Raw genomic sequence first — 21,274 nt, 5'->3', positions numbered from 1 at the left:
TGCCGCCCGGAAGGCCGGGCGGCACAATCGATCAAGGACCGGCGCTCAGCGCTGCCCGAGGCTCCAGCGCGGGCCCTGCGGGCTGTCCTCGATGACCAGCCCCGACTGCGTGAGCTGGTCGCGGATGGCGTCGGCGGTGGCCCAGTCCTTGCGGGCGCGGGCGGACTCCCGCTGGTCGAGGACGAGGCGTACGAGGCTGTCGACCACGCCGTGCAGGTCCTCGCCCCGCTCACCGGCCTCGCCGGCCCAGTGCGGGTCGAGCGGGTCGAGGCCGAGGACGCCGAGCATGGCCCGCACCTCGGCGAGCCGGGCCACGGCGGCCTCCTTGTCGTCGGCGGCCAGCGCGCTGTTGCCCTGCCGGACGGTGGTGTGCACCACGGCGAGCGCCTGCGGGACGCCCAGGTCGTCGTCCATCGCCTCGGCGAAGGCGGGCGGTACCTCGACGGACGGTTCGACGGTCTTCCCGGCCAGCTCGGTGACCCGCTGGACGAAGCCCTCGATCCGCGCGAACGCGATCTCGGCCTCGCGCAGCGCGTCCTCGCTGTACTCGATCATCGAGCGGTAGTGCGGGGTGCCCAGGTAGTAGCGCAGCACGATCGGGCGCCACTGCTCGACCATCTCGCCGACCAGGACGCTGTTGCCGAGCGACTTGGACATCTTGTCGCCGGCCATGGTGACCCAGGCGTTGTGCACCCAGTACTGGGCGAAGTCGTCGCCGTACGCCTTGGCCTGGGCGATCTCGTTCTCGTGGTGCGGGAAGATCAGGTCCAGGCCGCCGCCGTGGATGTCGAAGGCGCTGCCCAGGTACTTGTGGGCCATCGCCGAGCACTCCAGGTGCCAGCCGGGGCGGCCGGGACCCCACGGGGTGGGCCAGGTCGGCTCACCCGGCTTGGCCGACTTCCACATGGCGAAGTCGCGCGGGTCCCGCTTGCCGGTCTCGCCGGCGCCGGAGGGCTGCTGGAGGTTGTCCAGCTCCTGCCGCGACAGCTTCAGGTAGCCGTCGAAGGAGCGCACGTCGAAGTAGACGTTGCCGTCGGCCTCGTAGGCGTGTCCGCGCTCGATGAGGCGCTGCATCATCTCGACCATCTCGGTCACGTGACCGGTGGCGCGGGGCTCGTAGCTCGGCGGCAGGCAGCCGAGGGCGTCGTAACCCTCGTTGAAGGCGCGCTCGTTCTCGTACCCGATCGCCCACCAGGGCCGGCCCTGCTCGCGGCTCTTGGCGATGATCTTGTCGTCGATGTCGGTGACGTTGCGGACGAACGTCACCTCGTAGCCGCGGTACTCGAACCAGCGGCGCATGATGTCGAAGTTGAGGCCCGAGCGGATGTGGCCGATGTGCGGTGCCGCCTGCACGGTGGCGCCACACAGGTAGATCGAGACGCAGCCCGGCTTGAGCGGGGTGAAGTCACGGATCTGCCGGGCGCTGGTGTCGTACAGGCGAATCGTCACCACTCCAGAGTAGTGGGCGCGGGAGAGTGCCTCACGCCCTTCCCCGCAATGCCGGGGCCTCAGAGCCGCCCGACGATCTTCCTAGGGGTGATCCGGACGACGACCCGCTCGGCGTCGTCCTTCGCCGCCGGGTTGAACTCCGCGTATTTCTTGCCCGTGTACTTCAGGCTCAGTTCGTCGATGAGCTCCGCCCCGCCCTCGGTGGTCAGGGTGGCGGTGCCGCGGATCTCGGCGTACGTGTACGGCGCGTCGAAGGGCTGGAGGAGGACCGTCACGCGGGGGTCGCGGCGCAGGTTCCGCTCCTTCTGCCGGCCGACCGTCGTGGAGAAGAGGATGTCGTCGCCGTCCCGCGCCACCCACACCGGTGACAGCTGCGGGCTGCCGTCGGGCTGGACGGTGCCGACGATGATGAACACCGGGGTGTCGAGCAGGGACTTGAGCTCGTCGGACATGGTCGCGGACATGGGGCGCCTCCGGGAAGAGCGGGACCTTCGATCACTCACCGCGTACCCTCGCACGCCCCCGGTGTATCCGCATCAGCGCCGCGCGCGGAGGGCCCTCAGCCCGCCGTCCGCACCACCAGCGCCGTCGCGATCGCCATGAGTCCTTCGCCGCGGCCCGGGAAGCCGAGGCCGTCGGTGGTCGCGCCGGAGACCGACACGGGGGCGCCGGCCGCCTCGGAGAGGATCTTCTGGGCCTCGTCGCGCCGCTTGCCGATCTTCGGGCGGGGGCCGACGACCTGGACCGCGACGTTGCCGATGGTGAAGCCGGCCGCGCGCACGATCCGCGCGGCCTCGGTGAGCAGGGTGGTCCCGGAGGCACCGGACCACTCGGGGCGTCCGGTGCCGAAGTGCTGCCCCAGGTCACCGAGTCCGGCGGCGGAGAACAGGGCGTTGCAGGCCGCGTGCGCGACGACGTCCGCGTCGGAGTGCCCGGCCAGTCCGGGCCCCTCCCCTTCCCACTTCAGGCCCGCGCACCACAGCTCGCGGCCCTCCTCGAAGGCGTGGATGTCGGTGCCGATGCCGACCTGCGGCAGGGGGAAGCCGGCCTCAGAAGCCATCGTTGAGCCTCCTGCGGGCCAGGACCGCCTCGGCGAGGACCAGGTCCAGGGGGCGGGTGACCTTGAACGCCTCCTCGTGACCGGGCACGGCCACGACCGTCAGGCCCAGCTGCTCCACCATGCTCGCGTCGTCGGTGACGTTCTCGGTGACGGTCTCGTGGGCGCGGACCAGGGTCGCGCGGTCGAAGCCCTGCGGGGTCTGGACGGCACGCAGCCGGGCCCGCTCGGGGGTGGCGACGACCGGCTCCGGGTCACCGGCCACGGCGGCGGGCTCCACCTCCTTGACCGTGTCGGCCAGCGGGAGCACCGGGACCACGGCGGGGGCCCCGTCGCGTACGGCCTCGATGACCGCGTCGACCGTGTCGACCGGCACGAGCGGGCGGGCGGCGTCGTGCACGAGGACGACGTCGTACGCCGGCGGCAGGGCGTCCAGGCCGAACCGGACCGACTCCTGGCGGGACCCGCCGCCGGGCACGACCAGGAAGTCGGTGCGGTCGGGCAGCGCGTGCGCGTCGAGCAGCAGCTTGACCTCGGCGGCGCCGTCCGGCGGGGCCACGACGATCACCAGCGAGACGTGGCGGGACGCGGCCAGGGCGCGCACCGCGTGGATGAGCATGGGGGTGCCGTTCAGCGCGCGGAGCGCCTTGGGGGCGCCCGGGCCTAGGCGTACGCCCCGGCCGGCGGCCGGAATCACGGCGGCGACGGGCCTTGGCGCGGGCGTGGGGCGCGATTCGTCAGACATCGGTTCCTGTCAGGTTTGTGTGCTCGACCTACGTGGGTATGGCCTCAGGAGTGCCGGGCGCGACGCCTTGACCGGACCCTTTCCGTGACCCTGGTCGAGCCATCCGCCCGGGCCCGGCACATCGAGTACCGGGGGGCCGTGTCCAGGGTTCCCCGAAGAGCACCCCGCTGCGGGGACGAACATGCCGCAGCGCCCGGCGACAGGGTGAGTGTCATCGGGCACCGCGGCATTTCACTGTGCTGAGCGTGCCGGAAGCGAGTGTTCGCTGCCGCTGCGCGTCAGGAGGCGAGCACCTCGTCGAGCAGGGCTTCGGCCTTGTCCTCGTTCGTGTTCTCCGCGAGAGCCAGCTCGCTCACCAGGATCTGGCGGGCCTTGGCGAGCATGCGCTTCTCACCGGCGGAGAGTCCACGCTCCCGCTCGCGACGCCACAGGTCACGCACGACCTCCGCGACCTTGATGACATCGCCGGAGGCGAGCTTCTCCAGGTTTGCCTTGTAGCGACGAGACCAGTTAGTGGGCTCCTCGGCGTACGGCGCGCGCAGCACCTCGAAGACCCGGTCCAGCCCGTCCTGACCGACCACATCACGCACGCCGACGAACTCCGCATTGTCCGCTGGCACACGTACCGTCAGGTCACCCTGGGCGACCTTCAGCACCAAGTAGGTCTTGTCCACGCCTTTGATCTGGCGAGTTTCGATGGCCTCGATCAGCGCGGCCCCGTGATGGGGATAGACCACGGTGTCGCCAACCTTGAACGTCATGTGACAGGTACCCCTTCCGTGGCTATCCAGGGTAACACGGATACGGCGTCTTCTGAATGGCGTTTTCGCAGGTCAGGGCATATCTCGGGGCTTGACAACAGCAACCGGAACGTGCTGCGGGGCGTCACCGGAAGCGGGTATTCGCAGGTGGGAGGGGCTCTCCGGGCGGGGTGAAACGCCTACGTTACAGACCCCGGCAGGCCCCTCCAAGTGGCAGAACGTCCGGATTTGTCCGACCCCAAGCGTGCGACTTCCGCTACTCCGTTCGGTGACCGGAGGCGGATGTGAGACGAATCGAAAATTGATCAACGGTGACCGGAGGGGGACTGCGTGATCCATTTCGGGGACCTCCGCGCATTCCTTCACGGAAATGCCGCGGCCCGCGCCGAGAGGGTCCGCCGCGCCTTATGTGAATGACGGACCAGCGGATCCGCAATGTGACCGCGGAGTCACTTCGGAGCCGGCCCGGTACCCCCACCTGGAGGGAAGGGCGGGGCTTGGGGGAGGGTCGGGTGCGGGCGCGTCGGAACGGCTCGGTAACCTAAGGCCGCTGACAGACACTTAGGGCGGCTTTATCAGAGGAGCCGCCCGCGCGTTCAAGGAGTTGCCGCCGCCGTGAGCAGCAGCCTTCGACGCGGCGCCCTCGCCGCCTCCGCCATCGTCTTCTCGATCGCCTCGCTCGCCGCCTGTGGCGCCGGCAACAACTCGCAGACCCTGGAGATCAAGCCGGACAACGCGGCGACCAGCGTCGGGGTCATCAAGATCCAGAACGCCGTGGTCATCACCCAGCCCGACGTGAAGTCGACGGGCCCCGCGGTGGTCTCCGCGACCCTGTTCAACTCCGGCCGCAGCGACCAGACCCTCGAGTCGATCACCGTGGAGGGCAGCGGCAGCTCCGCCGAGCTGAAGCCCGCCAAGGGGCAGAGCCTGACCGTTCCGGCCGGCGGTTCGCTGGTCATCGGCGGCAAGGACAACGCCTCCGCGGTGCTCTCCAGCGGCCGTGAGGCCGTCCAGGACGGCAACGCCCAGAAGATCACCTTCACCTTCAGCAAGACCGGCGAGGTGAGCCTGCGCGCCTTCGTGGTCCCGGCCACCAGCTACTTCGACAAGTGGGGCCCGACCGAGATGCCGTCCGCCTCGGCCTCGGCCCCCGCCTCCGGCGCCCCGGGCGCGAGCGCGAGCGCCTCCGCCACCGGCAAGCCGGCGGAGGGCGGCGAGAGCCACCCCTCGTCCTCCGCCACCGGGACGGCCGCCGCGCCGAGCGACTCGGCCTCCCACTCGGCCGCCGGCCACTGACCTGTCGTACGCACGAGGGCGGCACCCCGCACGGGGTGCCGCCCTTCGTCGTGGGACCGGCCAGCGGGGCCGGGCGCCCGGCCTACGGCTCGAACTTGTAGCCCAGCCCCCGGACCGTCACCAGGTACCGCGGCGCCCCCGGGTCCGGCTCGATCTTGGCGCGCAGGCGCTTGACGTGGACGTCGAGGGTCTTGGTGTCGCCCACGTAGTCGGCGCCCCAGACTCGGTCGATGAGCTGCATGCGGGTGAGGACCCGGCCCGCGTTGCGCAGCAGCATCTCCAGCAGGTCGAACTCCTTCAGCGGCAGGTCGACCTTGGAGCCGCCGACGGTCACCACGTGACGGTCGACGTCCATCCGGACCGGACCCGCCTCCAGGGCGGCCGGGGTGACCTCCTCCGGCTCGCCGCGGCGGCGCAGGACGGCACGGATACGGGCCACCAGCTCGCGGGAGGAGAACGGCTTGGTGACGTAGTCGTCGGCTCCTATCTCGAGCCCGACGACCTTGTCGATCTCGCTGTCCTTCGCGGTCACCATGATCACGGGGACGTTCGAGCGGCCGCGCAGCTGGCGGCAGACCTCGGTTCCGGGCAGGCCCGGCAGCATCAGGTCGAGGAGGACGAGGTCGGCGCCGTTGCGCTCGAACTCGTCGAGGCCGTCGGGGCCGGTGGCCGCCACGGCCACCTCGAAGCCCTCCTTGCGGAGCATGTAGGACAGGGCGTCGGAGAAGGACTCCTCGTCCTCGACGACGAGCACTCGGGTCACGGAAGGACCTCCGGGGCGGGAAGCGGTTCGTACGGGGATGAGTCGGTGGGGCCGGCCTCGTCGTCGAGGTCGGGGTGCTGCTGTGCGCGGTCGCGGGCCGCGCCCGCCTCCGGCAGCCTGAGGGTGAAGGTGGAGCCCTGGCCCTCGGCGCTCCAGACCGTGACCTCCCCGCCGTGCGAGGCGACCACGTGCTTGACGATCGCGAGACCCAGGCCGGTACCGCCGGTGGCCCGGGAGCGGGCCGGGTCGACCCGGTAGAAGCGCTCGAAGATGCGCTCCTTGTCCTTGTCGGAGATACCGATGCCCTGGTCGGTGACGGCCAGTTCGATCATGTCGCCGCCGAGGGCGTTGATCCGGCGGGCGGCGATGCCGACACGGGTCCGCGCCGGGGAGTAGTTCACGGCGTTCTCGACCAGGTTGCCGAGGGCGGCGGCCAGCTGCCCCCGGTTGCCCCAGACGTGCAGGTCCGCCGTGCCGCCCGCGGCTATCGTGATCTGCTTCGCGCCCGCCTGGTGGCGGCAGCGGTCGATGGCCTCGGCGACCAGCTCGTCCACCCGGACCGGCTCGGCGTCCTCCAGCGGGTCGTCGTTCTGCACCCGGGAGAGGTCGATCAGCTCCTGGACCAGGTTGGTCAGCCGGGTCGCCTCGATCTGCATACGCCCGGCGAAGCGCTGCACGGCCTCGGGATCGTCGGAGGCGTCCATGACAGCCTCGGAGAGCAGGGACAGCGCGCCGACGGGCGTCTTCAGCTCATGGCTGACGTTCGCCACGAAGTCGCGCCGCACCGCCTCGATCCGGCGGGCCTCGGTCAGGTCCTCGACCAGCAGCAGGACCAGGCGGGAGCCGAGCGGGGCCACGCGCGCGGAGACGGCGAGCGCCTCCCCGCGTCCGGTGCCGCGCCGGGGCAGATCCAGTTCGACCTGGCGTATCTCCCCGTCACGTCTGGTGTCGCGGGCCATCTGGAGCATCGGCTCGACGGCGAGCTTGCCGCCGCGCACCAGCCCGAGGGCGTAGGCGGCGGAGCTGGCCTTGACGACGGCGTCGGCCTCGTCGAGGACGACGGCGGAGGAGCGCAGCACCGAGAGAACGGTGTCCACGCCGGGCGGGAGTACGGGATCGGTGTGCAAGGAAGTCCTGGTCGGTCGCTTCTGGTCGCGTTCGCTCCAGCGGAACGCCAGCATGGCGATGACACCGGTGAGCACCCCGGCGATCGCTGCCGCTGCGGCGACCGCCGCGTTCACGTCCATGCCTCCAGGTTAGGCATGGGGTACGACATACCCACAGCCGTCACGGTACGACCTCGAACACTCGTCGCCCAGAGTTCACCTTGGAGCCAGTACTGGTTCATTTGGGGTGGCGGAAACAGACGCGTACAGGGCACACGTTGGGAACGTGGGGGTCGTACCGCCGGTTTCGCCGGGGGCGCGCACCTGGTGCGACGGACCCGGAACCCCCCGAACGATGACGCACGAGAGGGAACCGAAGATGCGGGACGCGTACCACGAGGAACTGGACTCGATCGGCGACGGACTGGTGGAGATGGCCCGGCTGGTCGGGTCCGCCATCGGGCGCGCCACGACCGCCATGCTCGACGCCGATCTCAAGCTGGCCGAGAGCGTGATCGAGGCCGACCAGAAGGTCGACGAACTCCAGCACGACCTGGAGGCCCGGGCGATAGCCCTGCTGGCCCGGCAGCAGCCGGTGGCGACCGACCTGCGGATCGTCGTCACCTCCCTGCGCATGTCCGCCGACCTGGAGCGCTCCGGCGACCTCGCCCAGCACGTGGCGAAGCTGGCCCGGCTGCGCTTCCCCCAGCGCGCGGTCCCCAACGACCTGCACGCCACCATCCTGGAGATGGGCCAGCTCGCGCAGCGCCTGATGGCCAAGGCCGCCGAGGTGATCATCACCAAGGACGTCGACCTGGCCCTGCAGCTGGAGCAGGACGACGACGAGATGGACCTCCTCCACCGCACCCTCTTCCAGCACCTGATCGACGACCGCTGGAAGCACGGCATCGAGACCGCCGTCGACGTCACCCTGCTCGGCCGCTACTACGAGCGGTACGCCGACCACGCCGTGGCGGTCGCCAAGCGCGTCGTCTACCTGGTCACCGGCGAGCACGCGGACGAGCTGCAGACGGACATCCAGCCGGTCACGGGTGTCGAGGGCGCGTAACGCCGTCCGGGCGCCCGGGGCTTTCCGGTCCGGCGCCTCCGTGCGCCGTTGATGCGCCCGGCGCAGCGGGCATGGAATGGGCGAGGGCACCCCTGCCCCAGCGTCTAGGAGGGACCATGGCCGAATCCCCCGCCACCACCCCCGACCCCACGCAGCAGCGCGAGACCGACCAGCCCGCCGAGATCAGGAACCTCCCGCTGTTCGGCGCCTGCGGCTGCGGCTCGGGCTGCGGCTGCGGGTGCCAGTCGGGCAACCCCTGCCAGTGCGGCTGAGCGGACGCACCGCCGGTGCGGCTGAGCGACGGTGAGGGGCCGGTGTGAACGGGATTCACACCGGCCCTTCGCCGTACCGGATGCCGCTCGCCCCGGCCGGGCGCAGCATGGACGTGACAGGTGGGAAGGAGGTGCGGCCATGGCCAAGTTCATGGACGTACACCGCGGGATGCAGGGGATCACGGCCGATCAGCTGATGGAGGCGCACCGGGCCGACCTCGCCGTCGAGGCGGAGGAGTCCGTGCACTTCGAGCGTGCCTGGGCGGACCCGGAGTCCGGCGTCGTCTACTGCCTCTCCGAGGCCCCCTCGGCCGACGCCGTCCAGCGGGTCCACGAGCGCGCCGGACACCGCGCGGACGAGGTGCATCCGGTACCGCTCCAGGTCTGAAGAAGAAAACTCCCGGCCCGGCCGAAGGGAACTCCGGACCGACGAAGACTCCGGACCTGAGAAGCAGACGAGAACTCCGACGACGACGAGCCGCAGCGGACGACAACGGCCCGGAGTTCTCGTCCGCCGGTGCCCGCTACGGCTCCGGGCGGAAGCTGAGCCTGCGGGCCAGGACCTCCCGGGCCAGCTGGCTCACCGTGCGCCCGTCGGCGTAGGCCCGGGCCCGCAGCCGGTCCAGGGCCTGCTCGGAGTCCACGTCCAGCTGCACCATCACCATGCCGACCGCCCGGTGGACCTCGGTGTGATCGGCTTCGGACGCCGCCACCCAGGAGGCGGCCTCGTCCTCCGGATCCTCCTCGCCGCCCGCGGGATCCCGGCCGGCGCCGCCGCGGGCGGCCTGGAGGTTCATCAGCGAGTACGTGACCGCGTCCCGCACCCACAGCGCGGTCCGCAGGTCCGGTTCGGCAAGCCCGCCCGCCCGGTCGCTGTACAGGTCGAGCGTGCCGATCGCGGCGCCGCCGACGCCGAGCGGCAGCGAGAACACCGCGCGGACACCGAGGCCCACCGCCTCGTGCGCGAAGATCGGCCAGCGGCGCGCGTCGGAGCCCTGGGCGAGATCCGGTGCGATGACCGGGGTGCCCTGGTCGAGCGCGGTCTGGCAGGGGCCGTCGCCCACCGTGTACTGCAGCTCGGCCAGCCGGGCGGCGACCCGGTCGCTGGCGCACCACGTCACGCGGATGCCCTTGCCGCCGGAGATCGACACGGAGGAACCGGTGACCGGCAGCAGCCGTACGCAGGCCGCGCACAGCGCGCCGGGCACCGCGCGCGGCTCGTCGGCGCGGCGCACGGCGGCGGCCAGCGTCTCGGTCACGCGCAGCCGGACCTCGGCGTCGGACGGCACACCGCCGCCGGCCGGCGCTGCGGACTCCTCGGGCGGCATCTCATCACCCCACCGCGGGACACACTCGGACGACGCGATCGACCAGCATCCCGCCCGGCCCCCGCTCCAGCCGGACTTGCTGGAATCCGATTCCGGTCACCGGGTTCCCAGGCTGGCGGAAGTAACGGTGCGGTTTCCCGGTGGGATGCGGTCTCCCGGCGGGCACCGGCCGCCGCTCACGGCTCCGTGGCCTGCCGGCGGGCGCGGGCGAGGCTGTGGCGGGTGGCCCGGGTGTCGGGGTGCGTGCTGCCCAGGGTCGCCAGTTGCTGGGCGAGGGTCGCCTCGAACAGGGAGAGCGCCAGGTCCAGCTCTCCCGCCTCCTGGTGGGCGAAGGCGAGGTTGTGCCGGGTGACCAGGGTGTGCGGGTGGGTGTCGCCGAGCACCCGCACGCTCTCGGCGAGGGTCGTCCGGTACAGCGAGATCGCCCGTTCGACGTCGCCGGCGTCCTGGTGGGTGTAGGCGAGGTTGTGCCGGGTGATCAGGGTGTCGGGATGGCTGTCGCCCAGGACCCGAACCTGCTGGGCGAGGGTGGCCTCGAACAGGGCGATCGCCCGTTCCACGTCACCCGAGTCCTGGTAGGTGAGGGCGAGCTGGTTGCGGGTGACCAGGGTGGACGGGTGGGCGTCGCCCAGGACGCGCACGCGTTGGCCGAGGGTGGCCTCGAACAGCGCGACCGCCCGCTCCAGGTGTCCCGCCTCCCGGCAGGCGTAGGCGAGGTTGTGGCGCGTCACCAGCGTGTCGGGGTGGGTGTCGCCCCGTACCCGCACCTGCTGGGCGAGGGTGGTCTCGTACAGCGTGATCGCCCGCTGGAGGTCCCCCGCGACCCGGTAGGAGCGGGCGAGCTGGTTGCGGGTGACCAGGGTCTGCGGATGGGTGTCGCCGAGCACCCGCACGCTCTCGGCGAGGATGCTCTCGAACAGCGCGACCGCCCCGTCCAGGTCCCCCGCCTCCCGGCGGGCGACGGCGAGGTTGTGCCGGGCGGTCAGGGTGGCGGGATGGGTGTCGCCCAGGTCCCGGACCTGCCGGGCGAGGACGGCCTCGCACAGGCCGATGGTCTGGACACGGCGGCCCTGGTCGGCGAGATGCCCGGCGGCCGCTTCGTACACCTCCGACAGTCCGGACGAGGTGACGTGCCCGTCGGGCGCGGACTCGACGAGCGCCAGGACGTGGGGCAGCAGCCATTTCCACAGGTCCGAGGCCCCGTCCTCGACGTTCGGCTCCCGGGTGAACGCGTGCCGGACGGCCTGTTCCGCCTCCGGCCGGCCCCGGGGCGCGCGGTCCCGGCCGGTGCCGTGGCGGGTGCGCAGGACGCTCTGGACCAGCCGGTGGACGCCGATGCCCCGCGCGCCGGTGAAGGCGACCATGGTGTAGGCGTGCAGCACCCCCAGCGCCCTGTCGAGGGTGATGGGGTCCGGGGCCAGCGGGGCGAGCAGGGACCGGGGGATGTCGTCGGGCGCCAGCCACGCCATCGCGTACAGCAGCTCCACCGCGAGCGGGTCCCGGTCCTCGACGGCCGTGAGGGTGTGGTCCCAGACGCGGGCGATCGTGCGTTCCGGGTCCGTGCCGGTCGCCGTCACGTCCAGCATCAGCCCGAGCGACCGCCGGTACGTCCCGAGGTCGGTCCCCGTCTCGTAGGCGTACGCGCCCGCCTGCTCCAGCGCCAGCGGCAGCCACCCCAGATCCCGCGCGAGCGCCTCCGCCTGGCCGTACTCCTCGGCGGTCGGTTCCCGTCCGTCGAAGGCCAGCCGGCACAGCAGGTCCGCCGCCGCCCGGGGCTCCAGCAGGCCCAGCGGCATCGCCGGACCGATCTTGTGCCAGCCGGTGGCCCGGCGGCTGGTGGCGAGGACGTGCCCGCCGGTCAGTGCGCCCAGGTACGGGTGGAGGTGGGCGGGGTCCTCGACGTTGTCGAAGATCAGCAGCCAGCCCGAGTGCCACCCCAGCCAGGTGACCGCCCACGCGGCCTGTTCGTCCGTACCGGCCGTACCCGCCCACTGCGGGCACAGCCGCAGCGCGAGGGTGGCCAGCCCGGACACGATCGCCTCCGGCGTGTCCGCGGTGATCCACCAGACCAGGCCGTACTCCGCGCGGAACCGGTGCGCGTAGTGCATGGCCAGCGTGGACTTGCCGACCCCGCCGAGTCCGTGCACCGCGCCGGCCTGGGTGACCACGACTCCGCCGCCGGCGTCCCGGCGGGCGGCGGTGGTCAGCAGGGCGTGCACCTGGTCGAGGTTCCGGTCCCGGCCGACGAAGACGCCGGACGCGGATCCGGGCAGGTTCCCGGCCCCGGGCGGTGCGTCGGCCTCCCGGGCCCAGCGGACCGCCTCGGCCGGCAGGGTCACCACCCGGGCGGCGTCGCCGGTGACGGCCACGCCCACGTTGCCGCCGATCGCCATCGCCCGGGAACCCTCGGCCTGCGGGCCACCACCCGCGGCACCGGCCTGCGGGCCGCCACCCGCGGCATCGGTCTGCTCGGTCACCGCTGGAGCGTCGGGTCGTCCCCGACACGGGTGCTGCGGGTGCTGCGGGTGCTGCGGGTGCTTCTCGCGGCGACGGCACTCATGTGATCCCCCCGACCTACGCTGCTGGGCCGCACCCAGCGTAGAAAACCACTGCGCCCGCGCGCAGGCGGTCGGTCCCAACGGGGCCCAGCCGGGTTCGGTCGGCGCCGGCGTACCCGGCCGCCGGCCGTGATCGGCCTCCTCTTCCTGGACGTACGGCCTCCGGGGCCACGCCGGTGTTCGCGACCTGCGGGAAGCTGTGGCCCGAGGCGGACGTGTCTGCGCCTCCGAGCTGCTGGAGCGGGTGACGAGAATCGAACTCGCGCTCTCGGCCTGGGTCTGCGACCCGGTACCGCTTGCCGACGAACCGTGTCCGCCGTGGTGAGATTCTCACCGGGGCCGGAATGGGAGAGAGGGAGTTCTTGGGGTGCTCGGGTCGCGTCGTTTGCGGTGCCCCTCGGGCTGGGCTTGTTGCTTGGCCTGACAGGGCCTGCCGCTGAGCATTGGGGCGGCCGTCCAGGTGTGGCCGTGGGCGCCGTGTTCACTGGTGGGTGGCCGTGGGCCTGTTACACGTTCCTGGTGGGCTATTTCCGCCGGTCAAAGATCGAATCGGTTGTTGTCGCGCCTCTAAGGCTGGCTGTCGGTGTCGTGCGGGAAGGAGTCCTCAGCTATGCCGACGCCGGTCACGACCGACATCACGCCTGTGGAGAAGAGCGTCTGGGTGCGCTGGCTGCCGAACGCTCTGCCTGCCGCCGGATGCATCACCCTGAGGAACTCGGCGGACAAGCCGTTCGACATCAGCAAGATCATCAGCCCCGACTACCAGAAGATCACGATCTACCAGACCGTCGTCGACGACGAGAGCTCGAAGATGGTCAAGCTCGACAAGTTCACGGTTCCCGCCAAGGGCGAGTTCGCCTTCGTGCCGGGCAAGTGCCACCTCATGTTCGAGAAGCCGACCCACCTCATCACCCCCGGCGACAACGCCCGCGTCATCTTCTATCTGGACGACGGCAAGGTCTTCAAACTGCGGATGCCCGTCCGCACCTCGCCCGAGCTCTACTGACCCGCCGACACCCCGGGAGATCACGCACATGACCACCTACCACCTGGCCTGGGCGACGGCCGCACCGAAGCACTCGACGCCGTCACCAAGCTCACCGTCATCAACAACGACCTCGACATCGACACCTTCCTCGGCTCCAACCCCAACGCCCCCGTCCCCCTGTGGGGCAACGTGCTCCTCACCCGCGGCAACGACCGCAACGAAGCGACCACCGCCTGGGTCGAGGAAGTCGAGAACACCGACACCCACCAGGACGTCATCCTCATCGCCGGCGACCCCGCCCACCCCACCTCACGCCGCATCCGCCTCACCGACGCCTGGGCCAGCGCCAGCTACCACCTCGACGAGGACGACGACCCTGACGCCTTCCTCATCAGCTTCACCGACATCACCATCGACAAGTAGCACCACAGACACGCAGCCGGTCAGCGAGGCCGTCCACGGCCATGCTCGCCACGGATGATGGAGGGGCCGGTCCGACTTCCTTGTCAGAGGACACGCAGCCGCCCCTCACGCTTCCGCGTAACACCCGGCTGTCGGGGCGGTGGTGCGATGGACACCTTGTCCGCCCTGCTTGTCGCTTGTCGGTTCGCAGGTCAGAGCCCCTTTTCGGCGCCTCGTGGGTGCGGACGCGCCGAAGGCGGGCGTCACCCCCAAGGCCCGAAGCCGCGAGCACGCCGCCGCCCGCGAGCACGGGATGCACGCCCTGAGGCACTTCTACGCGTCCGTCCTCCTGGACGCCGAGCAGCAGGGACCGGGCTGGGAAGGCTCTCGGGCGAGCGCTCTGGCCGCACGACCCGGGGGTCTGAGGGCCCAGAGAGGGCCCAGGCCGTGAAAATGCCCCTGAGTCGCGTCGAATGCGCAGCTCAGGGGCATGATCACCAACCCTACTTCTTCTTGCCCTGGGTCTTGCCGGGGATCTTGGTGAGCTGGGTTTTCGCTGGTCAGGTGCGGTGGGCTCGTGCGCCTAGTGGTCGTCGTTGGTCGTCATTGGCCACTGTCGAGCGGCCTCGGACGGCCCAGAGACGGCCCAGCTTCGCGGCGCTCGCCTGACGGCCGGCCCCTTCGACGTACCGACCTGGAACCTCAGCCGACGACAGTCAGCCACGACGGCGGGTGCGCCGACCGACCAGGTGCGCGTGTGCCTCGCGGCACCCCCACCGGCCTCAGCCACGTTACTGACTTGTGTCGTCGACTAGAGCAAGCTGTGGTGGCCTATCCATTGCGGCAACGTGGAGCACTGCGAGTTCTGAATTCCCTATGGCCGAAGTATTTTGCAGGAGAATCAATCGAACATTGTCAGCCTGCTACGCGGCCAGGCGCTCAATTTTCTCCAAGAGGGCAACCATTTCAGGGTGAATCTCGTGCACCTTGGCGTATTTAGCGATTGTATCGAATGAGACAGCCTTGTATCCGCGACTCTGCAGTTCTCTGTTCACTCCTGCCATCACTTCCTTGGGTGGGCAGATGGAGTAGCGGAAATCGCTCCGATCCCAGTTCGCTGCCAGTTCATTCAAGCCATCTTCGTTAATTGTGGCCACGCTTCTCCCAGTGGACCTCTCGGCCACCATCTTCTCTGCGAGGAGCCGTGATGTGACTTTATTCTGCATTCCCATCATAACGTCATCAATGATCTCCTCCACTTCCTCTACTGGACACTTCGCGAATCGAGCAATGGTTTCTGGGATGATTAGGTAGCTTTCGAGTTCCTTCTTCTTCCATACGTGAGCATGCACATCTACGCTTTCGAAGCGCTCGGTCACTTCCTGAACCTGCACATCCGTGCGGTAGTCGCGATCGAGCAATACGAGGGCCTTAACTGTATTTCCAAGAAACTTTCGGAGAAACCATCCGAACGCTTCGGCGTGCTCCCACTTGGAGTAGCCGGTCATGGGCACGACGGCTAGTGAGATATCTTCTGAGATTTTCCCCAGGCCCAACGTCTTCGAGAGGCGCTTAAGGGTACGTACATCTTTCCCTTCAACGAAAACAACGCCGCGAGCCCGCAAGGCCTTAGCCATTGCCAAGTTGAAAGAGCTCCCGAGTGCAGCGTTCAATCCATCGAGATTTGTTTCTTTTGGGGCCCTCACTGCTCGGCGTCGCGTTTTATCTACCCAAACGATGGAATTTGGGTCCGCTTCGGTGAGGACCTCCGTCGAGTGGGTAGCCAAAACGATCTGAGCGTCCAGAGCCTCGAGCAGTCGTACTAGTCGCCTCTGAAGGTCTGCATGAAGGAATACCTCAGGCTCATCAAGTACGAGAGTAGGCAGGTCCTGAGATCGATAAATGTGCAGGAGGAGCTGTAGCCAAATCTGCACGCCATCGCCAGCCCATACGATCTCTTTCTCGGAGCTGTTACCCGACTCTGTAAAGAAGACGTCGATGCTTGATGTGTCGTACTGGGTTACTGGCTTCCTCAACTCAATTCCTGCCAACCAGGGTGAGGCGAACTCAATAAAAGCATCCCATTCGCCAGCCTGGTCGAGCAGTCTCATCTGATTTCTGAAGTGGCGGCTACTCAGGCGGGTGGAGAGGTTTTTTCGAACTGTGTCAGGCTCTAGGATCGTTTCTTCATGCTCAAGTGGTGACAGTGCGGGGATTACTCCTATTGTCGAGAAGTTTGCTTTTACGGGCGCTACTGTTCTAGGTGGTTTGCCGTTTGAATCCAGAAGATAGAAGAAGGGGGCAGGCTCGTCTTCGTATGGTCGTCGCTCTGGCCAGACGATGCGCAACTTACATCCGTTCCGCCATGACAATTCCATACTTGTCTCGTCGTCGCGGAAGTTATGCCGCACACTCTCATTGAGAGCGGCAAAATCGCGTGTTGGTGTCGGGTAGGAAAGGTAATATGAGCCGCCGTGTAGGTTACTTGCGCTCGGCCGCGTCCTCTTTGCAAGCCGCAGGCATGTTTCTGCTAGTCGGAGTGCAGTCAGGACAGTGCTCTTCCCTGCACTATTAGGGCCCACCAAGAGTGACGCGTCCTTGAACGTCATTGTGAAGTTCTCGAACGCTTTAAAGTTCGTGAACTTAACCTCTTTGATCAATTCATCCCCTTGGGCTGCCTGTTGGTATTCGAGCCGTTGTGCCTTGTTTACCACTAGGCCCCAGAGGTCCGCTAGTCGTTTGGTTTCTGAGAGGTGCTTCCCGTAGGCTGGTTCACCTTTTCAGAGAGGGGCTTTCCCAGCAGTGACCGCTCTTGGGCTGTGATCTTCGAGGGCAGTGTCTCAGTAGCCGTGAGAGCTGTGTACCCGACCGCACCAGCCACGACTCACCACCCCTTCTTTCTGGCCCTCGGGCGGCTGCATGTCTGTGCGCGCGGCCCGGCGCCCGGCAGGGCTGGAGCGGGGCGGAGACAGGAGCGCAGGCCCGGCCGGGGGCCGGGCCGCGCGCGGTGAGCGGAGCGAGCCGCCTTGAACCAGTAGAGAAAGTTGTAACTCACTCTTCAGGGCGGGGCGTGAAGTCGTGAGCGCATGCCGGTAGTTCGGTGCCCTGGCGGTGCGCGAGAGGCAGGAAGAGCACCGGCTGGATCGTCCAGGTGATGCGTGTGCTGGCGTGAGTCAGGGACACTGTGCAGGGCTCGGACCGCAGTAGGGCTCGCCGGGTGTCGATCCGGCCGTCATACATCCACTCCCACGCTGCACTGGAGGCGTCCGCGTCCAGTGCCGGGGAGATCGTCTGGAGGGCGATCGCTACCCAACGGTCCGCCTGCGGAGCGGAGTAGGCGTCGAACGATGCCACCAGTGCCGGCGGGCCCTGTGCGGTCAGGCTCTCCGTCCAGCACTCGCACCAGAACCCCCACCGGGGCAGTTTCATCAGCATCGTCGGCCTCCCAGCCGTGCGTCGGCGTACAGCTCGGCGGTGACCGTGTGGCCCTGGTCGCTGTCGTGGACGACGACCCGGTGGGCGAGGGCGCTGACCATGCCCAGTCCCCGGCCGCGCTCCAAGGGGAGATCCTGGGCGTGGCCGTCGACGCGATCGACTTCGAGTCGGACACCCTCCACGTGGTCCAGCAGCTCAAGCTGAGCCGCAGTAAGCCGGTCTTCGCCCCGCCGAGGGGAGGCAAGCTCCGGGACGTACCGCTCCCCGGCCCGGTCGCTGACGCCGTCCGCGCCCACATGAAACGGTTCCCGCCGGTCGAGATCACCTTGCCGTGGAAGGTGGCGGACGGGCCTCCGGTGACCAAGCGGCTGATCTTCACCGGGCCGCGCGGCGGGCACGTCTGGCGTACGTCACTCAACGAGGAGGTGTGGAAGCGGGCCCTCGCCTCGGCTGGCGTGATCCCCGAACGGAAGCCGGGCGGCTCGTACGCCGAGTCCCGCGAGAACGGCATGCACGCCCTCCGCCACTTCTACGCCTCGGTGCTCCTGGACGCGGGCGAGAACATCAAGGCCCTCGCCGAGTACCTCGGCCACTCAGACCCGGGCCTGACCCTCCGTGTCTACGCTCATCTCATGCCGTCCAGTCAAGAGCGCACGCGGAAGGCCGTGGCCTCCATCTTCGACCGCAGATGACTGGCCCTCCTCGAAGGCCGGAGCCGACGTTGGTACCGGGCTAAGGCGGTCAACCTCAGCTCAAGCACAAGGTCACAAAACTTGATGGAATTAGCTACGTCGTGAGACATTGCATTGCAATGTCTGAGCGCTCCAGACGGCAGACCTAGTGCCGTAGAGCCCTCTCGGACGACCGAGGACCTGGATCCGGCGGCAACCAGACCCAGGCCCTCTCGCAGTCAACGAGCCCGGTCGCCTACCAGCAGACCGGGCTCGCTGCATGTGCAGCTCCCGGTCACGACCGTCCTCGCACGTGCTTCGCTCATCGAGCGAACTGCAGCACGCCGGTAGCGATGGCCACCACGAGACCCGCCCCCGTAAGCCAGACCTGCCACCTCTCGGCGCTGGTCCACCTACGAGGCTCGTCTTTCTCTAGGCTCACCTCTACCGCCTCCCTTCTCCTCCAACCGACCCGCTTCTCGGGCCGGAGCCTTGGAACTCACGCACAAGCAGGCGGAGTTCAGGGAAGGATCAGGTAAGGCGCGACAAGCATACCGGTCACGTGCCTGATCACCGAGGCATGCGGGAACCCTTGACAGCGGCCCGGAATCCCTTCCACGGCCCAGAGACGGCCCAGGGCAAGAGAAAAGCCCTCTCCCAGCGGAGAAACCGCAGGTAGGGGGCTTATTCGTGGGCGCTTACTTCTTCTTGCCCTGGTTCTTGACCGCCTCGATCGCCGCTGCGGCCGCCTCGGGGTCGAGGTACTTGCCGCCCGGGGTGACGGGCTTGAAGTCGGCGTCCAGTTCGTAGTAGAGCGGGATGCCGGTCGGGATGTTCAGGCCCGCGATGTCGGCGTCGGAGATGCCGTCCAGGTGCTTGACCAGGGCGCGCAGGCTGTTGCCGTGGGCGGCGACCAGGACCGTGCGGCCGGCCAGGAGGTCGGGGACGATGCCGTCGTACCAGTACGGGAGCATGCGGACGACGACGTCCTTGAGGCACTCGGTGCTCGGGCGCAGCTCCGGCGGGATCGTCGCGTAGCGCGCGTCGTGCGCCTGGGAGAACTCGGAGTCGTCCGGCAGCGGCGGGGGCGGGGTGTCGTACGAGCGGCGCCAGAGCATGAACTGCTCCTCGCCGAACTCGGCGAGCGTCGCCGCCTTGTCCTTGCCCTGCAGGGCGCCGTAGTGGCGCTCGTTCAGGCGCCACGAACGGTGTACGGGGATCCAGTGGCGGTCCGCGGCCTCCAGGGCCAGCTGGGCCGTGCGGATCGCGCGCTTCTGGAGGGACGTGTGGACCACGTCGGGGAGGAGATCGGCGTCCTTCAGGAGCTCGCCACCGCGGACTGCCTCCTTCTCGCCCTTCTCGTTCAGGTTCACGTCCACCCAGCCGGTGAACAGGTTCTTCGCGTTCCACTCGCTCTCGCCGTGGCGGAGGAGGATCAGCTTGTACGGTGCGTCGGCCATGTCCTTGAGCCTACCTAAGGACCTCGGGGACCGCGCCGCGCATGGGCTCCGCGGCCCGCCCGGCCACGCGGAGCCTGTGCGGTGGCTGTGCGGTGGCTGTGCGCCGGCTCCGCCCGGGCAACGTCCGGGTTAACTCTTCTACAACCATTCGCCACATTCATCTGTCTCGTTATCGCCAGGAATCTTGAGGCGTCGGGAAGAGGAGCAGAGAACGTGACCGTGCGTTCCTTTGCGCGGCGGATGCGACCGCGGGTCGAGCGGAAGGCCGCCGAGCGGGTGTGGCAGCTGCGCACCATGCGGCGGCGGCGCAGGGCCGCGGTCACGGATCCGGTGCTGCGTCCGGTCACGGTGCGCGGCCAGCAGTTCTACGGCCGGGTCGTGGACCGGTTCACCGCCGCCGAGGCGGCCGCCGCCAACCTGGACCTCGTGACCGGCGCGCTGGAGCAGGAGGGCATCGCCTACTTCCTGGTCTCCTCCCGGACGCGCTGCACGGTCGGCGTGAACGCCGTCGACCGGGAGCGGTTCCTCACCGCGCTGGAGGCACGGCACGCGGGCACGGCGGTGTTCATCGGCCGGCCGCTGCCCGGCGGCCAGCTCAAGCACCCCGCGCTGTTCCTTGACGGTGTGCTGCCGGCCGCGCTGCGCACGGCCCCGGTGCTGCGCATCGGGGAGAACCACCTCGGCCCCGCCGGCCAGCTGCTCGCCGGCCCGGAGCTGGCCTGCGACGTCGAGTTCTGGGAGGACGGCGCGGAGCTGCTCGCCTCCGCCGACGGGCCGCGGCGGCTGGCCAAGGTGCAGCCGCAGGCGTCCGCCGACGTCTTCGCGGAGTCGCTCGTCACCCCCCGCAACAACGGGATCACGGACGTGCTGCCGGCCAGTGAGCAGAAGCCGGCCACCGTGCGGGTCGGCGACCGCGAGCTGCCCAGCTTCGTCCCGCTCACCCTGCCCACCGTCAACCAGGTGACCTTCCCGGTCGACGTCGTTTACACCTGGGTGGACGGCGAGGAGCCGGCGATGCGCGCCAAGCGGGCCCGCTACCAGGACCACGGCATCGCCGAGATCCTGGACAAGGAGACCAACGCCTCCCGCTACACCAGCCACGACGAGCTGAAGTACTCGCTCCGCTCGCTCGCGATGTACGCCGACTTCGTCCGGCACATCTACATCGTGACCGACGGCCAGAAGCCGCACTGGCTCGACGACACCGCTCCCGGTATCACGGTCGTCGACCACCGCGACATCTTCCCGGCGGACGTGCTGCCCGTCTTCAACTCGCACGCGATCGAGACCCGGCTGCACCACATCCCGGGCCTGTCCGAGCACTACCTCTACTTCAACGACGACGTCTTCGTCGGCCGCCGGGTCACCCCGGAGCACTTCTTCTTCGGCAGCGGTCTGATGAAGATACCGGTGTCCCCGCTCAAGATCGGCGTCGGCAAGCCGCACGCCGAGGAGACGGCGACCAACTCCGCCAGCAAGAACGTGCGCCGGCTGCTGCTGGAGAAGTTCGGGCGGATGACGACGAACAACTTCATGCACACCCCGCTGCCGCAGCAGCGCGGGGCGCTGCGCGCACTGGAGGAGCTGTTCCCGCTGGACATCCAGCGCACCACGGCGTCCCGCTTCCGCTCGCCGACGGACATCGCCATGACGGCACCGCTGCTGTACCAGTACGCGCTGATGACGGGCCGGGGCGTGCCCGGGAAGTTCAGCTTCCGGTACGTGAACATCAGCCGGCCGGACGCCGAGCGCCGCCTGGCCGACCTGCGCCGCAACCGCCGCTTCGACTTCTTCTGCCTCAACGACGTCGACGTGCCGCCACAGGAGCGGGAGCAGGTCAGCGTGCGGATGCACGACTTCCTGGAGAACTACTTCCCCTTCCCGAGCCCCTTCGAGAAGCAGAGCTGACGGGCC

19 protein-coding genes and 2 pseudogenes are annotated in these 21,274 nt (G+C 69.0%); 8 read left to right on the top strand and 13 right to left on the bottom strand.

Annotation, left to right across the window (positions count from 1 at the left end; translation table 11 throughout):
• Window positions 1-45: 45 nt before the first annotated feature.
• The 5 genes from cysS to ABZ576_RS04550 form a co-directional block, all read right to left on the bottom strand.
• Entirely contained in the window at window positions 46-1,449 is a 1,404-nt protein-coding gene (gene cysS, locus ABZ576_RS04570) for a cysteine--tRNA ligase (RefSeq protein ID WP_360735721.1), read from the bottom strand.
• 59 nt (window positions 1,450-1,508) lie between these two features.
• Window positions 1,509-1,913, bottom strand: coding sequence for a PPOX class F420-dependent oxidoreductase (locus ABZ576_RS04565; RefSeq protein ID WP_360735719.1), 405 nt, complete (start codon window positions 1,911-1,913; stop codon window positions 1,509-1,511).
• 95 nt (window positions 1,914-2,008) lie between these two features.
• On the bottom strand, window positions 2,009-2,509 hold the full coding sequence (gene ispF, locus ABZ576_RS04560) for a 2-C-methyl-D-erythritol 2,4-cyclodiphosphate synthase (RefSeq protein ID WP_360735717.1): 501 nt from the start codon (window positions 2,507-2,509) through the stop codon (window positions 2,009-2,011).
• On the bottom strand, window positions 2,499-3,251 hold the full coding sequence (gene ispD, locus ABZ576_RS04555; RefSeq protein WP_360735715.1) for a 2-C-methyl-D-erythritol 4-phosphate cytidylyltransferase: 753 nt from the start codon (window positions 3,249-3,251) through the stop codon (window positions 2,499-2,501). Before ispD ends, ispF begins: the two co-directional genes overlap by 11 nt.
• A gap of 278 nt (window positions 3,252-3,529) precedes the next feature.
• The gene (locus ABZ576_RS04550) at window positions 3,530-4,012 is read right to left on the bottom strand and encodes a CarD family transcriptional regulator (protein WP_003953493.1); all 483 of its coding nucleotides are present in this window, start codon (window positions 4,010-4,012) and stop codon (window positions 3,530-3,532) included.
• A gap of 615 nt (window positions 4,013-4,627) precedes the next feature.
• On the opposite strand from ABZ576_RS04550, the gene ABZ576_RS04545 reads away from it, so the two are divergent.
• Window positions 4,628-5,308 (top strand): DUF461 domain-containing protein, encoded by a 681-nt coding sequence (locus ABZ576_RS04545; protein ID WP_360735713.1) that lies wholly within the window; start codon window positions 4,628-4,630, stop codon window positions 5,306-5,308.
• Window positions 5,309-5,390: 82 nt separating this feature from the next.
• Here the strand turns inward: ABZ576_RS04545 and ABZ576_RS04540 are convergent, their stop codons facing one another.
• Window positions 5,391-6,071, bottom strand: a complete 681-nt coding sequence (locus tag ABZ576_RS04540) for a response regulator transcription factor (RefSeq protein WP_014673455.1) — start codon at window positions 6,069-6,071, stop codon at window positions 5,391-5,393.
• Window positions 6,068-7,318, bottom strand: coding sequence for an ATP-binding protein (locus tag ABZ576_RS04535; protein ID WP_360735711.1), 1,251 nt, complete (start codon window positions 7,316-7,318; stop codon window positions 6,068-6,070). Before ABZ576_RS04535 ends, ABZ576_RS04540 begins: the two co-directional genes overlap by 4 nt.
• A 238-nt stretch (window positions 7,319-7,556) precedes the next feature.
• On the opposite strand from ABZ576_RS04535, the gene phoU reads away from it, so the two are divergent.
• The 3 genes from phoU (at window position 7,557) to ABZ576_RS04520 (ending at window position 8,906) form a co-directional block, all read left to right on the top strand.
• The gene (phoU, locus tag ABZ576_RS04530; protein WP_360736627.1) at window positions 7,557-8,246 is read left to right on the top strand and encodes a phosphate signaling complex protein PhoU; all 690 of its coding nucleotides are present in this window, start codon (window positions 7,557-7,559) and stop codon (window positions 8,244-8,246) included.
• Between the two features lie 116 nt (window positions 8,247-8,362).
• Entirely contained in the window at window positions 8,363-8,518 is a 156-nt protein-coding gene (locus ABZ576_RS04525) for a hypothetical protein (protein WP_360735709.1), read from the top strand.
• 139 nt (window positions 8,519-8,657) lie between these two features.
• Window positions 8,658-8,906 carry an SCO4226 family nickel-binding protein gene (locus tag ABZ576_RS04520; RefSeq protein WP_360735707.1) on the top strand — a complete coding sequence of 83 codons (249 nt, stop codon included), beginning with the start codon at window positions 8,658-8,660 and terminating at the stop codon, window positions 8,904-8,906.
• A gap of 136 nt (window positions 8,907-9,042) precedes the next feature.
• Here ABZ576_RS04520 and ABZ576_RS04515 read toward each other — a convergent pair whose 3' ends face one another.
• Window positions 9,043-9,846: a GAF and ANTAR domain-containing protein gene (locus tag ABZ576_RS04515; RefSeq protein WP_360735705.1), complete on the bottom strand. Its 804-nt coding sequence runs from the start codon at window positions 9,844-9,846 to the stop codon at window positions 9,043-9,045.
• Window positions 9,847-10,022: 176 nt separating this feature from the next.
• Entirely contained in the window at window positions 10,023-12,323 is a 2,301-nt protein-coding gene (locus ABZ576_RS04510; protein WP_360735703.1) for a tetratricopeptide repeat protein, read from the bottom strand.
• A gap of 691 nt (window positions 12,324-13,014) precedes the next feature.
• Between ABZ576_RS04510 and ABZ576_RS04505 the strand changes: the two genes are divergently transcribed.
• Window positions 13,015-13,410 (top strand): copper chaperone PCu(A)C, encoded by a 396-nt coding sequence (locus tag ABZ576_RS04505; protein WP_360735701.1) that lies wholly within the window; start codon window positions 13,015-13,017, stop codon window positions 13,408-13,410.
• 171 nt (window positions 13,411-13,581) lie between these two features.
• A complete protein-coding gene (locus ABZ576_RS04500; protein ID WP_360735699.1) occupies window positions 13,582-13,815 on the top strand; it encodes a hypothetical protein in 234 nt (77 codons plus the stop codon).
• A gap of 902 nt (window positions 13,816-14,717) precedes the next feature.
• On the opposite strand, the gene ABZ576_RS04495 is transcribed toward ABZ576_RS04500, so the two are convergent.
• The 3 genes and pseudogenes from ABZ576_RS04495 to ABZ576_RS04485 all read right to left on the bottom strand — a co-directional run.
• On the bottom strand, window positions 14,718-16,454 hold the full coding sequence (locus tag ABZ576_RS04495; RefSeq protein WP_360735697.1) for an AAA family ATPase: 1,737 nt from the start codon (window positions 16,452-16,454) through the stop codon (window positions 14,718-14,720).
• A gap of 391 nt (window positions 16,455-16,845) precedes the next feature.
• On the bottom strand, window positions 16,846-17,229 hold the full coding sequence (locus ABZ576_RS04490) for a hypothetical protein (protein ID WP_360735695.1): 384 nt from the start codon (window positions 17,227-17,229) through the stop codon (window positions 16,846-16,848).
• Window positions 17,223-17,351, bottom strand: a pseudogene (locus ABZ576_RS04485) (ATP-binding protein); the annotation flags it as partial. The gene ABZ576_RS04490 and the pseudogene ABZ576_RS04485, both read right to left, overlap by 7 nt.
• Here ABZ576_RS04485 and ABZ576_RS04480 point away from each other — a divergent pair.
• Window positions 17,352-17,921: pseudogene (locus ABZ576_RS04480) on the top strand (tyrosine-type recombinase/integrase); the annotation flags it as partial.
• Between the two features lie 677 nt (window positions 17,922-18,598).
• On the opposite strand, the gene ABZ576_RS04475 reads toward ABZ576_RS04480, so the two are convergent.
• Complete coding sequence (locus tag ABZ576_RS04475; RefSeq protein WP_360735694.1) at window positions 18,599-19,360, bottom strand: phosphoglyceromutase; 762 nt, start codon at window positions 19,358-19,360, stop codon at window positions 18,599-18,601.
• A gap of 213 nt (window positions 19,361-19,573) precedes the next feature.
• Between ABZ576_RS04475 and ABZ576_RS04470 the strand changes: the two genes are divergently transcribed.
• Window positions 19,574-21,268: a stealth family protein gene (locus ABZ576_RS04470; RefSeq protein ID WP_360735692.1), complete on the top strand. Its 1,695-nt coding sequence runs from the start codon at window positions 19,574-19,576 to the stop codon at window positions 21,266-21,268.
• Window positions 21,269-21,274 lie beyond the last annotated feature (6 nt).

The organism is Streptomyces sp. NPDC013455 (assembly GCF_040632975.1).
GTDB lineage: Bacteria > Actinomycetota > Actinomycetes > Streptomycetales > Streptomycetaceae > Streptomyces.
The sequence above is the reverse complement of the archived record's forward strand: the minus strand, read 5'-3'. Positions and strand labels throughout refer to the sequence as shown.

Bases quoted from the DNA above. Each gene is read 5' to 3' on its own strand.
- ABZ576_RS04565 (WP_360735719.1), bottom strand. From the start codon at position 1,913: ATGTCCGCGACCATGTCCGACGAGCTCAAGTCCCTGCTCGACACCCCG.
- ispF (WP_360735717.1), bottom strand. From the start codon at position 2,509: ATGGCTTCTGAGGCCGGCTTCCCCCTGCCGCAGGTCGGCATCGGCACC.
- ispD (WP_360735715.1), bottom strand. From the start codon at position 3,251: ATGTCTGACGAATCGCGCCCCACGCCCGCGCCAAGGCCCGTCGCCGCC.
- ABZ576_RS04550 (WP_003953493.1), bottom strand. From the start codon at position 4,012: ATGACGTTCAAGGTTGGCGACACCGTGGTCTATCCCCATCACGGGGCC.
- ABZ576_RS04535 (WP_360735711.1), bottom strand. From the start codon at position 7,318: ATGGACGTGAACGCGGCGGTCGCCGCAGCGGCAGCGATCGCCGGGGTG.
- phoU (WP_360736627.1), top strand. From the start codon at position 7,557: ATGCGGGACGCGTACCACGAGGAACTGGACTCGATCGGCGACGGACTG.
- ABZ576_RS04525 (WP_360735709.1), top strand. From the start codon at position 8,363: ATGGCCGAATCCCCCGCCACCACCCCCGACCCCACGCAGCAGCGCGAG.
- ABZ576_RS04520 (WP_360735707.1), top strand. From the start codon at position 8,658: ATGGCCAAGTTCATGGACGTACACCGCGGGATGCAGGGGATCACGGCC.
- ABZ576_RS04515 (WP_360735705.1), bottom strand. From the start codon at position 9,846: ATGCCGCCCGAGGAGTCCGCAGCGCCGGCCGGCGGCGGTGTGCCGTCC.
- ABZ576_RS04505 (WP_360735701.1), top strand. From the start codon at position 13,015: ATGCCGACGCCGGTCACGACCGACATCACGCCTGTGGAGAAGAGCGTC.
- ABZ576_RS04490 (WP_360735695.1), bottom strand. From the start codon at position 17,229: ATGCTGATGAAACTGCCCCGGTGGGGGTTCTGGTGCGAGTGCTGGACG.
- ABZ576_RS04475 (WP_360735694.1), bottom strand. From the start codon at position 19,360: ATGGCCGACGCACCGTACAAGCTGATCCTCCTCCGCCACGGCGAGAGC.